Genomic DNA, 15884 nt, shown 5'->3' on the forward strand with positions numbered 1-15884 from the left:
GGACGCTGATTTTTAGGATCCCAACGGTGTTTGCTATCACGGAATGAATAAACACGTTCTTTAGCACGTGATTTTTCTTCATCACGACGCGCACCACCAAATGCAGCATCAAACTGATATTTGTCCAAAGCTTGCTTTAAGCCTTGTGTTTTCATGATATCTGTATATTTTGAACTACCATGATCAAATGGATTAATACCCGCTTCGCGGCCTTCAACATTTTGATGTACGATCAAATCAAAGCCATGTGTTTTCGCCATGTTGTCACGAAATGCAATCATGTCTTTGAATTTCCAACCTGTATCAACATGCAATAAAGGAAATGGAAGTTTTGCTGGATAGAATGCTTTTAATGCAAGATGTAACATGACCGCAGAATCTTTACCAATTGAGTAAAGCATTACTGGATTTTCAAACTCAGCTGCTACTTCACGAATGATGTGAATACTTTCTGCCTCAAGTTGTTTGAGGTGAGTTAATCTATTTTCAGTCATGTAGGCTTCCTCCTTTATTCATGTTACCCATAAAATCTATAAGTGGTCTTACACCACCACTTGGAAGACCGTGTGGAGGAACGAGTGCCATAACAACTCCAATTTTTCGTGATATCAAGGTTCTTACTAGAAGTTAATGAATAATCCAGTAAAGGTTATTCATTATAATAATTTAGACGGACTTCTTTAGCTTGTTTTTTCATATAAATATGCAAAATTATGATATGCATCTTTATGATGAGATAAAATTTACATCTCATTTCACATGATTTAAGACAATAAAAAAGAAGCCTTCAGGCTTCTTTTTTATTCATATCTTAGAATCGGAACATATTACGTTCTAATGGAATTTCAACACCCACAGAAACACCGCCATCATTGCCATTTACATCCGAGTCACTTACCCAACCATTAATTTTCAATGGAATCGTAGGTTTTAAATAATGTGTCCACGTAACATCCAAACCTTTAATCGTATCTGCTTGTGGAAATGCAGCATTATTATCTTCAACTCGTTGAGTCTGACTTACTTTTGCATACATCACTCTTCCGCTAAGACGATTCATTACATCAAAACGAATATCACCACCAACAGAATACATCTGACCATCGCCACCCATCGCATGTCCTAACGGGAAACCATGCTGATAATAACCATCTTTATAAGTGACATGGCTATACGAAATACCTTGAGCTTTTCCATTAGTACGTGTATCAGCCCACTCAGCATAAAGTTGATATGGCATATTTTTATAGCTAGAAGAAAAATCTGCACCGCCTAGATACATATATTTAGCAGGTAATCCTCCTGCTTCATCTTCACCTACAAATTGAGTATATAAACTTACAGGAACATCAAATAAAGGCTGTAAGAATAATCGACCATCAAATCCTGCAATTTGATTTGATGGATCAGCTTTACCTGTACCACCGTTATCCTTAGTACCCGTAAATGCATCCCATAACGAGCTTAAGCTTTCAGGACGCCCCTCACCACCCCATTGAATTACACGAGAAGCACCTAACTCTAATGCTGGGAACGGACGTGCTGTTAAACGTAAACCTATTAACTTTGTATCAGGAACAGCTTTGTAGTCATCTAATTGACCAGCAAATGCTTGGTACTGCCATGGTCCAATCCAAGACAACCACTTTGTTTCAAAGGCATTTTGTACAGCACGCTGAACTGTCACACCATAAACAGGACGACTTGCATCACCACGAATCAAGCTACCATCATGCCCAGGACCCCAGTAAGTTGGGATTTGACCAGCAACAACCCACTGATTCCAAAGTTTTCCAGCAATATATGAACCTTCAACATTTACATCATGCCCATTGTCAATTAGCGGGTCTTTTTCACCATTGACACGAATCTTAGCATCCCAATTCTCACCACCAGCATTGAATTCAACTGCTGCTTGGTATTGAGATTTTTGATTATCGCCAAATGCTTGAGGTACTGTTTTTAGATCAGTTCCAGCATGTAACCCAACTTTCACAGTTGCGTTATCCGCTTGCAAGGCATTGAGCACTGAATTCACAACCTTTTGTTGCGTGTTATTGCTCACTTGTGCTTGAGACAATGCTCTTTGGATTTCATCACCACTTAAAGGCCAAGTCGAAGTACTGATTTGAATCACACCTTGTTGATTTAACCAGTTTAGATCGGTACGTAAATTTTCATCATTCAGCACTAAACCTTGCGCAAATATCGTCGATGAAAAAGAAGCAAATAATGCGATGCAAAGCGATTTTTTTAGAAACATATCCAAACTGTTCTCAAGTTTATTTATGAGCACATAATCGTTTTTTTGGGCATGAATTTCAATCCTCAAACCAAACAATTACATTTATTAACCTAAGAAACAAAAAAGCCACTTCTAAAAAGTGGCTTTTTCAACATTAAACAACGACAAATTAGTCTTTGCGACGCATATGAGGGAATAACAATACATCACGAATACTTGGTGCATTGGCAAAAAGCATCACTAAACGATCAATACCAATACCCTCACCTGCTGTTGGAGGTAAACCATATTCAAGCGCTTCAATAAAGTCAGCATCATAATGCATTGCTTCATCATCGCCTGCATCTTTTTCTGCGACTTGAGCTTGGAATCGTTCAGCTTGATCAATTGGATCATTTAATTCCGAGAAGCCATTTGCCAACTCACGGCCACCAATGAAGAATTCAAAACGATCCGTAATGTGCGGATTATCATCATTACGACGTGCAAGTGGTGAAGTTTCCGCAGGGTATTCAGTAATGAATGTTGGTTGACGAAGTTTCGTCTCAACTGTTTCTTCAAACACGATCGTTTGTAATTTACCTAAACCAAAGCCCGGCTTAACCTGCTCTTTTAATACGTCTTGAGTAAACTTAGCTAAGAACTCACGATCATTTACATTTTCAGGTGTGAAGTCAGGGTTATGTTCAAGAATCGCATCAAACATTGAGATTTTCTTGAATGGACCTTTGAAGCTATAAACTTCATCACCATAAGGTACATCTGTTGAACCTAAGATATCTACAGCAAGTTTCTCAAGCATATTTTCAGTCAATGCCATCAAATCTTTATAATCAGCATACGCTTGGTAGAATTCAATCATTGTGAATTCAGGGTTATGACGTGTTGAAACACCTTCATTACGGAAGTTGCGGTTAATTTCAAAAACACGCTCAAAACCACCAACCACTAAACGCTTCAAATAAAGCTCAGGTGCAATACGTAAGTAAAGCTCCATATCTAGTGCATTGTGATGCGTTACAAATGGTTTTGCGGAAGCACCGCCAGGAATCACATGCATCATTGGCGTTTCAACTTCCATGAAACGTTCATTACTTAAAAATGCACGAATACCTGCAACCACTTGGGCACGAATTTCAAATGTCTTTCTTGTTTCTTCGTTTACGATTAAATCTAAATAACGTTTACGGTACTTCGCTTCAGTATCCGTTAAACCATGAAACTTATCTGGTAAAGGACGTAGAGACTTTGTCAAAAGTTCAAAGCCTTCAAGGTGAACATATAAGTCACCTTTACCTGAACGGCCAATATAACCCTCAGCAGCAATAATATCACCAAGGTCTAAACTTTTGATCGTTTCTAAAACATCTACTGGTAAACCTTTACGGTCTACATAAAGTTGAATACGACCTGTCATATCTTGGATCACAATAAATGACCCGCGGTTTAACATGACACGACCAGCAACTTTTACATAAACTTTTTCAGCACCTTCGATTTGTGCTTTGTCTTGATCTTTAAATTGTTCTTGTAGGTCAGCAGTATAATGCTCACGCTTAAATGTATTTGGCCAAGGACTCTTGCCGTTTTGTTTGGCAGTCTCTTGGATTTGCTTTAATTTGGCATGACGCTGTGCGATTAAATCGTTTTCGGAAAGAGTTTGTTCAGAAGTCGATTGAGCGTTTTGTTGCGTCATCTCTGCCTCGAGCTAAGTAAAAATGAAGTCGCATAGGATAGCAGATAACAACCGATTTTCGTATCGTTTCAGCTAGACAATTGAGAAAAAAACAAATCATTATCAATTCCCAAAGGCTATAGGCTCGTTTTACTCCATCAAAAATTAACAGACTCTTTATTATTTTTCAGCCAAATGCTTAACCATGGCAAGCCCTTGATCAAAGCCTTTATTTATAAATTCTGCATATTCAGGCTGTATATCAACTTCAACATGAAGTTGTGTAATACCATCCAAATCGAATAATAAATACTTTTCCAAAGCTCCTGACCAAGCTTTAACCTCATCACTTTCAGTATCCTCTTTACCGTCTTTGATCATTCCCAAATGTTTGAATATCACTTCTTGTGGTTCGTTTAAGCTTTCTATCGTCGAAATCATCCCATCACCTTCTCCACTATAGAAATAAGTTATTCCACCTTCTTTCCAGTCTGATTGCATCGTCGAGTTGCAAGCAAAAAATTTTGTCCAAGTTTCATAGCTCTCAGGTGTCCATAAAACATCCCAAACTTTCTGTCTGGAGGCATAGATTTTTATATTAAAAGATAAAGTTTCCATGTATTACATTCCTTAATTATTCTAATACCCCATGATAATACAGTTTCAAATGTTTATTTTTTATTCATACTATATCTATACGTTTACTGATTTTTTTAAGATATAGCAAAAATTATTTTACAAAAAATTAGAGTAATTGCTCAAATAACAAGAGTTTCAGCTGAAATTGCCATATCACTTTTTACATAAATGATTAAACTCTTGCATTTGCTTTACTTAAATGTCGTTCTGCGTAAAAATCTAACTCCTGATCAACACAAGTTAGTTCTATTGCTGCGATCATAACGACATTATGGAATAGTTTTACTGAAAGGCAACTTGAGCATACCTATCAGTTTGGAGAGTCACATGAAAAAATATCAATGTATCGTTTGTGGGTGGATTTACGACGAAGCAGAAGGTTGGCCACAAGACGGCATTGCAGCAGGTACTAAATGGGAAGATATCCCTGATGATTGGACTTGCCCAGATTGCGGCGTTTCAAAAGCTGATTTTGAAATGGTCGAAATCTAAATCATTCTAAAAGGCCATGATAATGATCATGGTCTTTTTTCTTATCATTTGTTTTATTAATGGAAAAATATTGGAGAATATCATGCATCCTATCGTCATTATCGGATCAGGTATGGCTGGTTATACCGTTGCAAGAGAATTTCGCAAACTCAGCCCTGAACAAGAACTTGTTATGATCTGTGCGGATGATGCGGTAAATTATGCAAAACCAACATTATCCAATGCTTTTGCCGGAAATAAAGCGCCTGAACAAATTGCTTTAGGTGACTCAGCAAAAATGGCAACCCAGTTAAATATGCGTATCGAAGCAGAAACGTGGGTAAAAGAAATCAAAGCTGAAAGCCATGAACTAATATTAGAAAAAAATGGTGAGACAATCACTCAACCCTATTCAAAACTTGTTTTGGCTGTAGGTGCTAACCCAATTCGTCTTGCGATTGCGGGTGATGGCAGTGATGATATTCATGTTGTGAACTCATTGATTGACTATCGTGCTTTCCGAGAAAATCTTGCAAAACGTAAAGATAAACGCGTTGTTATTTTAGGTGCTGGTTTAATTGGTTGTGAATTTGCCAATGATTTATTGCATAGTGACTATGATGTGACTGTCATTGATCTAGCGCCACAACCATTAGGTCGTTTATTACCAAACCACGTTGCAGAGGCATTTCAAACCAACTTAGAACAAGCAGGCATTAAATTTGCCCTTTCTACAACAGTTGAAAAAGTAACTAAAATTAATGATGGTGAAGACTACGCTGTAACATTGGCAAACGGTCAAACTTTAGTTGCAGATATCGTACTTTCAGCCATTGGTTTACAACCAAATACAGCATTAGCAAAATCAGCAGATATTCAAACTAGCCGCGGCATCATTACTAATACGCTATTAGAAACCAATCAACCTGATATCTATGCAGTTGGTGACTGTGCTGAAGTCAATGGAACATTACTTCCATTTGTGATGCCAATCATGCAACAAGCACGAGCATTAGCAAAAACACTTAGCGGACAAAGTACCGCTGTACACTACCCTGCTATGCCAGTCGCAGTGAAAACACCTGCTGCTCCATTAACCGTTCTACCAGCACCATTAGATGTAGATGTTAGCTGGGAAACTGAAGAATTTGATGATGGTATGATTGCGAAAGCGGCTGATGCTGCTGGCACATTGAGAGGTTTTGTTCTGTTAGGGGCAACGGCAGGGAAACAACGTTTAACGTTGACCAAACTTGTACCTGACTTGATTCCTGCTCAAATTTAAGGTTTAAATACGAGAGTTTATTGTAAAATGACTTCCAATAAACTCTCTAAATATTGTTTATAAAAATAATTCAATTTGGAATGAATGCCATGAACAGTGCCCTACAATTCAACGTGTCACCATATGCTCCATTTATGCAAGAAACTAAAGTTACCTTGGGTAATGGCATTGAATTACATGTAGAAATGGGTGGAAATCCTGAACATCCAACAATCTTATTGATTATGGGTTTAGGTGCTCAGATGCTGTTTTGGCCAGATTTCTTTTGTAAATCGTTAATTGATCAAGGTTTTCGCGTTATTCGCTTTGATAACCGTGATATCGGCTTATCTTCAAAAGTTCGCCATAAAGGTCAAAGGCTCAATACCATGAAATTAATGAGTCGCTTTATGTTTGGTCTTGCGAATGAGGGAGCACCTTATACACTGTATGACATGGCAGATGATGTTGCTATGTTAATCGATCAACTTGGCTTAGAAAAAACCTATATTCTAGGTGCTTCAATGGGTGGGATGATTTCTCAAATCGTTGCTGCAAAATATCCAGAAAAAGTAGAAAAAATAGGTCTGTTATTTACAAGCAATAACCAACCCTTACTCCCTCCTCCGTTTCCTAAGCAGTTATTTAGCTTATTGGGTAAGCCTGAAGCGCATGATGAAGATTCAATTGTAAATCATAGTTTAAAAGTATTTCACATCATTGGCTCTCCTGGTTATGTTAATCAAGTAGAAGCAATTCAAACTATTCGCAAATTATATCGCCGTAGTTTTTATCCAGCGGGTGTACTTCAACAGTTTTTAGCAATATTATGTACAGGTTCATTATTACCATTGAACAAGAATATTATTCAACCGACCTTGGTGGTACATGGTTCTAAAGACCGATTGTTACCGCCGAGTCACGGGAAAGCGGTTGCAAAAGCGATTTCCGGTGCTAAGTTTGAATTAATTCAAGGAATGGGGCATGATATTCCTGCTCATTTCATTCCACAACTTAGCGGTTTGTTTGCTCATCATTTTAGATCATCACACTAGGACACTATGGCTGCATTACCCTCATTAAGACAGCTATCATATTTAGTTACGTTGTCAGAAACCTTACATTTTACTGAAGCAGCGCGCCGTTCATTTGTCACCCAATCGACGTTATCGGGCGGCATTATGGAGTTAGAGCGTCTATTAGGTGGCGTCCTAGTTGAACGTGATCGTCAAAACGTCCGCTTAACCCCACTCGGTGAGCAAGTTGTAGCTCGAGCACGCGTATTACTTGCGGATGCTCAAGACTTAATGCGTTTGAGTCGAGAGATGAGCGAACCTCTCACAGGTGATTTGCATCTTGGGATTATTCCAACGATTGCACCATTTATTCTGACTCAGCTTCTTGATGAAGTTCATCAACAGTTACCTAAAATTCAATTACATCTACATGAAGCACAAAGTGAAAAGATTGTAGAAAAGCTTGAACACGGTAATTTAGATATGATCGTTCTTGCGCTTCCTTTTGATACACGTAGTTTGAAAGTTGAAGAAATTGCCAAAGAACATTTATTTCTTGTTTACAATAAAAAAGACACGAATGCAGCAAATGCAAACTCACTGGATGATCTTGATTTAACGCGTTTGATGTTACTTGAAGAAGGTCATTGTTTACGTGATCACGCGCTAAGTGCATGTCCTGTTGGCGAACGTAAAAATGATCATCGCTTAAAAGCAAGTTCGCTTCCAACCCTCGTTGAAATGGTGTCTTCTGATTTAGGCTTTACCCTACTTCCAGAAATTGCACTAAAAAACAGTATGATTCATTTCAATGAAGATATTGCTGTGAAATCGATTGAAGATGCGCCAAGCCGTACATTGGCATTGGTAACACGGAAAAGTACCCCACTCCAAAGTGAGTTTGATGTGATCCTGCAAATTTTGCAGAAAATTACCTCTCACTTAGAGTAAGAAAAAAGCCTGCAATCAAAATTGCAGGCTTTTTTAAATGATAAATAAAAATAGATTATTTAATTTCTAATAAGTTAACTTGCTCAACTTGTACATCACTCATACGTTGACCTTGATCAAGCAACTGATCAAAGTAAGCCTCAACAACTTTAGCCTGATCGACTGTGCTCTCAACTTTATACATACTTTGGCGAAATTCATTGCTAGAACGCAAGCCTTTGGTGTACCAAGCAATATGTTTACGTGCAATACGACATCCAGAATATTCACCATAAAACTGATACAACTCAGCCAAATGGCCTAACAAAACATCTTTCACTTCAGCAATATCTGGTGCAACTAAATGCTCACCTGTTTTCAAATAATGTGCAATTTCTCGGAAAATCCAAGGTCGTCCCTGCGCTGCACGCCCAATCATAATGGCATCCGCACCCGTATAATCTAAAACATATTTAGCTTTTTCAGGACTATCAATATCGCCATTCGCAATTAAAGGAATATGAATCGTTTCTTTAACTTGTTTGATTAACTCATAACGCGCGGTATTTAAATACATGTCTTCACGAGTACGACCATGCAAAGCTAATGCGGCAATACCTGCCTGTTCTGCACGCTTTGCGACTCGTAGAATATTTTCATGTCCGTTTAAAAAACCTAACCGCGTTTTTAACGTTACAGGGACATCAACAGCAGCAACAACCGTATCTAAAATTCGAGCGACTAAATCTTCATCTTGTAACAACGCAGATCCTGCAAGCTTATTACAAACTTTCTTGGCAGGACATCCCATATTGATATCAACAATTTGGGCACCATTTGCAACTTGATAACGTGCGGCTTCAGCAAGTTGTTCAGGATCCGAACCCGCTATTTGTGCTGATATAGGTGCAAGTTCACCATCAAAATTCGCCCGATATAGGCTCTTTTTACTCATACGCAAGGTTTTGTCCGCAGTCATCATTTCACTAACCGCATGACCAGCACCAAAGTATTTACATAACGAGCGAAATGGACGGTCAGTAACACCTGCCATTGGAGCAACAATCAAATTATTTGACAGTTGATATGAACCAATATACATATATTTTCTTACAAATTCTGATCAACATAGTATACTTCATTCGCCCATTCAGCTCATCTTTTTATGCAGTGCTGTCCAGATTATGAACAAACCCTCTTCTGCTCGTCCATTCATCAAAACACTTAGCATGCTTACTGCTTGTATCAGTTTAGTGGCTTGTGGAGATAGTTCATGGTGGTCACATAACAAAGAACCTGAAATGGAAGCTGAACAAATTCAGAAAGTCATTCCACCTCGCGTTAATGGTCGTCAGTCTTGGTCACAGGACATCTTCGACATTATGGAACAACTCAAAATTCCAAAAACCAAACAAAATGTATGCAGTATTGTTGCTGTGGTTGACCAAGAGTCGAACTTTGTTGCTGATCCAACAGTTCCAGGTTTAGGTGAAAAAGCTGTTCAAGAGATCAACACACGCTTAAATGAAAAGTTTGAAGCAAAATTAGGCGAAATGATTGGGGGAACTGTTGCTGGTTATTTTGAAGATGTTCTCAAAAACCAACCAACACCAGAAAATAATTACATGAGCCAAATGCGTAAAGTAAAAACTGAGCGCGAACTTGATCTACTTTATCGTGAAATTTTTGACTACATGTCTCAACACTATCATGTGAGTGCACTCACAGGTGCAGCTAAGCTGGTTGGTCAAGACATTGGCGAAAAGATGAATCCAATTACCACTCTGGGTTCTATGCAAGTCCATATTAACTACGCAAAAGAACATAAACGCCAAAGTGGAAACATTGCTGAATTGCGTAATGATCTTTATACCCAATATGGCGGCTTATATTATGGTATTCATCGCCTGATGAAATACCCAGCAGATTACGACAAAGCAATCTATCGTTTTGCTGATTATAACTCAGGCATGTATTCCAGCCGTAATGCTGCGTTTCAGTCTATGTTAAATGCACTCACGGATACTGAAATTAGTTTGGATGGTGACTTATTACTGTACAACAAAGACGGCGGTATCAAAGCAACACAAAGCCAAACTGAAAAAGAGCTAATCGCTGCATTTGCACAAAACAACGTGCTCGTTACACCAAGACAAATTCGCTCTGACTTGAAAAAAGAAAAGGAAAAGAAATTTGAAGATACGCAAACTTATTTAGCTCTACAAAAACTTTATCAGAATAAAACCAATAAAGAACCAATGTATGCGGTGATGCCGCAAGTCGTCATTTCTGGGCCTAAATTAAGCCGTGACTACAATACAAATTGGTTTGCTAGCCGTGTAAATGGAAGATATGAATCATGCATGCAAAGAGCGAAACGAATAAAACTATAAATCTTGCTTTATTTGATTTCGATGGAACACTTTATCCCAAAGACAGCTTTACTGGGTTTATTTTCTATACCCTTTCAAAACGTCATATTGTAAAAAATGGACTGAAAATCCTGCCTTGGATTCAAGCCTATTATTTAAAGCTATATCCAGCACATGCGATGAGACCACGTTTATATCAAAGCATGTTTAAAGATATACCTTTAGATTTTGTGGATAAACTAGCCCAAGAATATGCGCAAAAATTAATTAAAAAACTTGATCCTGATTTGCTGCATCAGCTAAAACTCCACCAACAACGTGGAGACAGAGTTGTTTTAGTTTCGGCATCAATTGATCTTTATTTAACTCATATCTGCAAGTATTTAAATATTGAATTAATTTGCACTAAAACAGAATATAAAAATGGATTATTAACAGGCTTTTATCGATCAGAAGATTGTAGCTGTGAACAAAAAAAGTTTCGAATTATGAAGCAGTATCAACTATCTGATTATCAATTTATCTATGCCTATGGCAATAGCGAAGAAGATTTAGAAATGTTATCGATTGCAGATTATCCATATATGGTAGGCGAAGAAAAAGCTTTACCAAAATTAAAACCACAGGCACTCAAGATTTGGCAAAACATGAGTGAAATATAAAAAAAGCTCGCTGAATGCGAGCTTTTTTCTTTTCAGCAATTTAATAAATCGCCATATGATCGCGGTGAATCATTTCTAAAGAACGTGCTTCACCTAAAACTTGATAGACTTTTTCAGAAGATAAACCTTTGATTCGCTCGGCTGAAGTTGAACTAAAATTAACTCGACCAACAGCGACACGACTGCCACGCTGATCAATACATTCAACCACATCACCACGCGCAAAATGCCCTTGAATGTCTTTCACACCGACAGGCAATAAACTACGATGTTTGAGCTTAATTGCCTCAACTGCCCCCTCGTCAATCACTAAACGACCAGCAGTTTGTAGATGTGCTGCCAACCATTGCTGATGCGCTGTAACACGATCATTATCCGTGGTGAATAAAGTGCCTAACATTTCACCCGCCATTAAACGAGCTAAAACATTATCACTTTCACCGCTTGCGATTAGCGTCGGACAGCCAGACTTTGCAGCCAATCGTGCAGCACGGACTTTGGTTACCATACCGCCACGACCAAGCACACCGCCACCACCAGCCATTTCAAACAGAGTGTCATCTAAGGCACGAACAGCGGAGAACAACTTCGCATTTGGATTACTTCTTGGATCAGAATCAAACATACCCTGTTGATCAGTTAAAATAATCAACAACTCTGCATGAACTTGACCCGCAACCATAGCTGCTAACGTATCATTATCACCAAATCGAATTTCATCTGTAGAAACAGTATCATTTTCATTGATGACAGGAATAACACGCCAATCAATCAAATTTTGTAAGGCATCACATGAGTTCAGATAACGACGACGATCTGCAAGATCATCGTGCGTCAATAAGACTTGTGCTGTTTGGATACCATGCTGCTCTAATACACTAGACCATGTATGAATCAAACCCATCTGTCCGATGGCTGCACAAGCTTGCAAACTGGGTAGATCGGTGGGTCGACTCGCAAGCTTCATGCGTACCATCCCTTCTGCTACTGCGCCTGAAGACACTAAAATAATCTCATGTCCAGCATTGTGTAGATCAGCAATTTGTTTCGCCCAATGCGAAATTGCATTTAGATCTAGACCTTGCCCATTTGCAGTAAGTAAAGATGATCCGATTTTAACAACGATTCGTTTACACGTATTGAGCTGACGTTGCCCATCGACCACTTCTATCATTTTTTCCTCGGTTTACTAGTCACGAACGTAGATGCTTTCTACGCCGCCATCATCTTCATCGTCATCAAAGTCTTCATCATCGTCAAAGTCAGCTTCACGTTGAGCTTTACGCATTGCACGATATGCTTCTTTTGCTGCGATGGTTTGTTCACGTGTCTCAGCTTCAAGCTGCTCACGGAATGCTTTAATTTCTGCTGCGTACTCTGGATCTTCAACTTCGCGTTCACGTTGTTGTTCGATTTGATCCATTAAGTAATAAACCACATCCTTGGTTCCTTCTGACATAAGACCAGAAGTTTTGAATACTGGACCAGTCCATTGCAACTCATCAAGAATGTGCTGACACCACTCTTCTCTTGACTCTTCAGGAATTTGATCAAGCTTATTTAATACAAGAACCACAGGAAGTTTTGCCAATGTCGGAGAGAATTTTAATAACTCACCTAGAATTGCTCTTGCATTGTGTGCTGGGTCAGAACCGTCAATTGGCTGAACATCAACAATATGCAAAAGAATACGTGTACGAGCCAAGTGTTTAAGGAAACGAATCCCTAGACCTGCACCCTCTGCCGCACCTTCGATCAAGCCTGGAATATCAGCCATTACAAACGAACGATGGCGATCAGCATCGACCACACCTAAGTTTGGCACCATTGTCGTAAATGGATAATCAGCAACTTTCGGTTTTGCTGCGCTAACTGCACGGATAAATGTCGATTTACCCGCATTTGGCATACCGAGTAAGCCGACATCAGCAAGTACTTTAAGTTCTAAACGTACTTCACGGTATTCACCTTTGATACCATGGGTACATTTACGTGGAGCACGGTTAGTCGATGATTTAAAGTGTGTGTTTCCTAAACCACCATCACCACCGTTTGCAACTTTCACACGTTGACCATCAGCAACCAAGTCACCAATAATATCGCCTGATTCTGTATCAACAATGGTCGTACCTACAGGTACTTTTAAAATGACATCTTCACCGCCACGACCAGAACAATTCGCACCTGAACCATTTTTACCACGTTCAGCACGGAAGCGACGCGTATATCGGTAGTCTACGAGCGTGCTAGTGTCATCATCGGCTTGAATATAAATACTTCCGCCACGTCCACCATCACCACCATCTGGGCCACCAAAAGGGACAAATTTTTCACGGCGAAAACTGGCTACGCCATTGCCACCGTCGCCAGCCTCTACGGTTATGACTGCTTCATCAACAAAGCGCATGTGCCAATCCTCTGAAATCTTAAAAGCGGACTATTTTGCCACATTTTAATAAATTTCTCGAATAGAATAATCAGCAAATACGTATCAAACATTAAAAAAGATTTTTATTCCTATTAAGGTTTCACATTCTTCAATGGCAACTCCATCTGCATATCTAAATTTGCTTTAGTTTGCTGAACTGAGTTAAACATCGTGGCATTAAAAGATGAGATATTACTCATATTCACCGCATCATTCATATAAAAGCTTGGTTTAAACTGATGTTTCACAGGTAAATTTACTGATTCATCAAAACCAAAATGAACAGGGCCACTAAATACGATTTTTACAGGAACGGTATACGTCCGCTTCAATTGAAATGGAATGTCGAGCTTTACGGGTACATCTAGTTTTAATGGAAATTTCGGTAATAGTTTATTTTGGTAAATTAAGTCAGTACTCGTTTCAACAGGCATGACCTGATCAACTTTGAGCATTGTTTCATAGTTAATATTTACGGTAATCGGTGTTTCTACTTCAAAACTTAAATCCGCTAAATATTTACCTTTCAAAGGAAGTTGTAGAGTTCGATCAATATCCAAGGTTGTATTGAGTTGACCCTGTGATTTTACTCGTAAATGATCACCCACCTGAATTTGTGTAGCCAATGATTCAGGCAGGCGGATATCCGCCTGCTGGGCAGAAACAATCAAAGATGCTTGTATATTCAAATACAGCCAAAACAAGATCGCAACTAACGTTGTGAGTATTACAAAACTGATCACAAAGCTTTTAATTGATTTGGTGATATCCATTATTCACCTATTTTTACGTCACGAGGTTTTGCAGGCTCATCTACAGGTTGAGTTTTAACTCGATCCAAATACATCGTTGAAAGTGGAATTTTCAACTCCCCTTCAGCAATTTTAACTGGAAGCGTATTTTTTACGTCAACCGATGCATTTAGCTCAGATGTAATAGGTACATTTAATTTGCCTTGAATAGGAATATTGGCATTAAGTTGTGCTTTTAATGGGATATTTAAGTTTTCTTTTAAAACAGTACGAACTGGCGCATCAAATTTTAAATGAACTTTTTGATTTAAAGGAACTTGGATATTAATCGGCACATCCAGTTGCAAAGGAATAGACCCTTTCAAGGGTAAAGTGACATCTTTACCTAAAATTTTAACTTGGACTTTTGTATCGATTGGCAGACTTTGATTAACCTTAATCGTTTCATTGACAGGAATTGTGGTGCTGATCGGCACCAAATTATCAAAATACACCCGTGGTGTTAATGTTTGTGTCAACGGAACATTCAGTTGCTCATCTATTGGAATTTTTGCATCCACGCGGCCATCCACATCGACATTTAATGCATCTTTCACTTTAACACGAACTTGTAATGGCTCTTGTAAATCAATCGCAACATCTTGATTTTTGAGTGGGATATAAATATTAAAATGTTTAAATACCCACATGGCAATATAAACACCACATAGGTTAGCAACAATAATTAGGCCAAAAATCGCCAGCACACGTTTAAACTGCAACAATGAAGTATTCCTAACAAATCATTTCCCTTTGTGGTTATTCTCATCGATTTTTATGTTTTAATCTGCATAGATTCTGTACAGTCAATAAAAAAGCCCAGTTTAAACTGGGCTTTTTTATTGTATAGCTTTGCTAACAAATATTATGCATTTGTTTCAGCAGGAACTTTCGCATAGCTTACGCCACACATTTGTTCAGCGATACGTAATACTTGGCAGCTATAACCAACTTCGTTATCGTACCAAACATAAGCAGTTAAACGGTTACCAGAAGTGATTGTTGCTTGCGCATCAAATACACCTGCTGTACGAGAACCGATAAAATCGCTCGATACAACTTCTGTTGAGTTGGTATAACCAATTTGACCTTGTAACTTAGAGTTAATCGAAATTTGACGAATGTATTCGTTCACTTCTTCACGATCAACTTCTTTGTCTAAAGTTAAGTTCAAAATTGCAAGAGAAACGTTTGGTGTTGGAACACGTACTGAGTTACCAGTTAACTTACCTTTAAGTGCTGGTAATGCTTTTGCAACTGCTTTTGCAGCACCAGTTTCAGTAATAACCATGTTCAATGTTGCAGCACGACCACGGCGATCTGCTTTGTGGTAGTTGTCGATTAAGTTCTGGTCATTTGTAAATGAGTGAACTGTTTCAACATGACCATTT

General features: G+C 38.6%; 15 protein-coding genes and 1 pseudogene. 6 read left to right on the forward strand and 10 right to left on the reverse strand.

Translation table 11 applies throughout. From position 1 onward, the window contains the following. The 4 genes from cysD to B4237_RS08675 all read right to left on the reverse strand — a co-directional run. A partial coding sequence (gene cysD, locus B4237_RS08660) for a sulfate adenylyltransferase subunit CysD (RefSeq protein WP_286942741.1) occupies window positions 1-494 on the reverse strand: 494 nt, incomplete at its 3' end. Window positions 495-811: 317 nt separating this feature from the next. Next, window positions 812-2263, reverse strand: a complete 1452-nt coding sequence (locus B4237_RS08665) for a capsule assembly Wzi family protein (RefSeq protein WP_278596058.1) — start codon at window positions 2261-2263, stop codon at window positions 812-814. A gap of 151 nt (window positions 2264-2414) precedes the next feature. Continuing rightward, entirely contained in the window at window positions 2415-3941 is a 1527-nt protein-coding gene (gene lysS, locus B4237_RS08670; RefSeq protein ID WP_004880692.1) for a lysine--tRNA ligase, read from the reverse strand. Between the two features lie 159 nt (window positions 3942-4100). Beyond that, entirely contained in the window at window positions 4101-4538 is a 438-nt protein-coding gene (locus tag B4237_RS08675; RefSeq protein ID WP_061397717.1) for an SRPBCC family protein, read from the reverse strand. A 348-nt stretch (window positions 4539-4886) separates the two neighbouring features. Between B4237_RS08675 and rubA the strand changes: the two genes are divergently transcribed. The 4 genes from rubA to oxyR all read left to right on the forward strand — a co-directional run bounded on the left by rubA (window position 4887) and on the right by oxyR (window position 8261). Then, complete coding sequence (rubA, locus tag B4237_RS08680) at window positions 4887-5051, forward strand: rubredoxin RubA (RefSeq protein WP_004678010.1); 165 nt, start codon at window positions 4887-4889, stop codon at window positions 5049-5051. An 82-nt stretch (window positions 5052-5133) separates the two neighbouring features. Further along, entirely contained in the window at window positions 5134-6315 is a 1182-nt protein-coding gene (rubB, locus tag B4237_RS08685) for a rubredoxin reductase RubB (RefSeq protein WP_278596060.1), read from the forward strand. A gap of 89 nt (window positions 6316-6404) precedes the next feature. Beyond that, complete coding sequence (estB, locus tag B4237_RS08690) at window positions 6405-7349, forward strand: esterase EstB (RefSeq protein WP_007479951.1); 945 nt, start codon at window positions 6405-6407, stop codon at window positions 7347-7349. A gap of 6 nt (window positions 7350-7355) precedes the next feature. Then, a complete protein-coding gene (gene oxyR, locus B4237_RS08695; RefSeq protein ID WP_004880701.1) occupies window positions 7356-8261 on the forward strand; it encodes a LysR family transcriptional regulator OxyR in 906 nt (301 codons plus the stop codon). A gap of 55 nt (window positions 8262-8316) precedes the next feature. Here oxyR and dusB read toward each other — a convergent pair whose 3' ends face one another. Next, entirely contained in the window at window positions 8317-9342 is a 1026-nt protein-coding gene (dusB, locus tag B4237_RS08700) for a tRNA dihydrouridine synthase DusB (protein WP_019384933.1), read from the reverse strand. Between the two features lie 82 nt (window positions 9343-9424). Here dusB and B4237_RS08705 point away from each other — a divergent pair, with 82 nt between their 5' ends. Then, window positions 9425-10633 (forward strand): DUF1615 domain-containing protein, encoded by a 1209-nt coding sequence (locus tag B4237_RS08705; protein WP_278596061.1) that lies wholly within the window; start codon window positions 9425-9427, stop codon window positions 10631-10633. Further along, the gene (locus B4237_RS08710; protein ID WP_278596062.1) at window positions 10600-11274 is read left to right on the forward strand and encodes an HAD family hydrolase; all 675 of its coding nucleotides are present in this window, start codon (window positions 10600-10602) and stop codon (window positions 11272-11274) included. Before B4237_RS08705 ends, B4237_RS08710 begins: the two co-directional genes overlap by 34 nt. Window positions 11275-11314: 40 nt before the next feature. Here the strand turns inward: B4237_RS08710 and proB are convergent, their stop codons facing one another. The 5 genes and pseudogenes from proB to B4237_RS08735 all read right to left on the reverse strand — a co-directional run. Beyond that, entirely contained in the window at window positions 11315-12448 is a 1134-nt protein-coding gene (gene proB / locus B4237_RS08715; RefSeq protein WP_278596100.1) for a glutamate 5-kinase, read from the reverse strand. Window positions 12449-12463: 15 nt separating this feature from the next. Next, window positions 12464-13681, reverse strand: a complete 1218-nt coding sequence (gene cgtA, locus B4237_RS08720; protein ID WP_007479946.1) for an Obg family GTPase CgtA — start codon at window positions 13679-13681, stop codon at window positions 12464-12466. Between the two features lie 113 nt (window positions 13682-13794). Next, window positions 13795-14475 carry a hypothetical protein gene (locus B4237_RS08725; RefSeq protein WP_007479944.1) on the reverse strand — a complete coding sequence of 227 codons (681 nt, stop codon included), beginning with the start codon at window positions 14473-14475 and terminating at the stop codon, window positions 13795-13797. Next, entirely contained in the window at window positions 14475-15218 is a 744-nt protein-coding gene (locus tag B4237_RS08730) for a hypothetical protein (protein ID WP_004880719.1), read from the reverse strand. The genes B4237_RS08725 and B4237_RS08730 overlap by 1 nt, the downstream gene beginning before the upstream one ends. A 140-nt stretch (window positions 15219-15358) precedes the next feature. After that, window positions 15359-15884: pseudogene (locus tag B4237_RS08735) on the reverse strand (glyceraldehyde-3-phosphate dehydrogenase); the annotation flags it as partial.

This window comes from Acinetobacter sp. UBA6526 (assembly GCF_002434875.1).
In the GTDB taxonomy this organism is placed as follows: domain Bacteria; phylum Pseudomonadota; class Gammaproteobacteria; order Pseudomonadales; family Moraxellaceae; genus Acinetobacter; species Acinetobacter venetianus.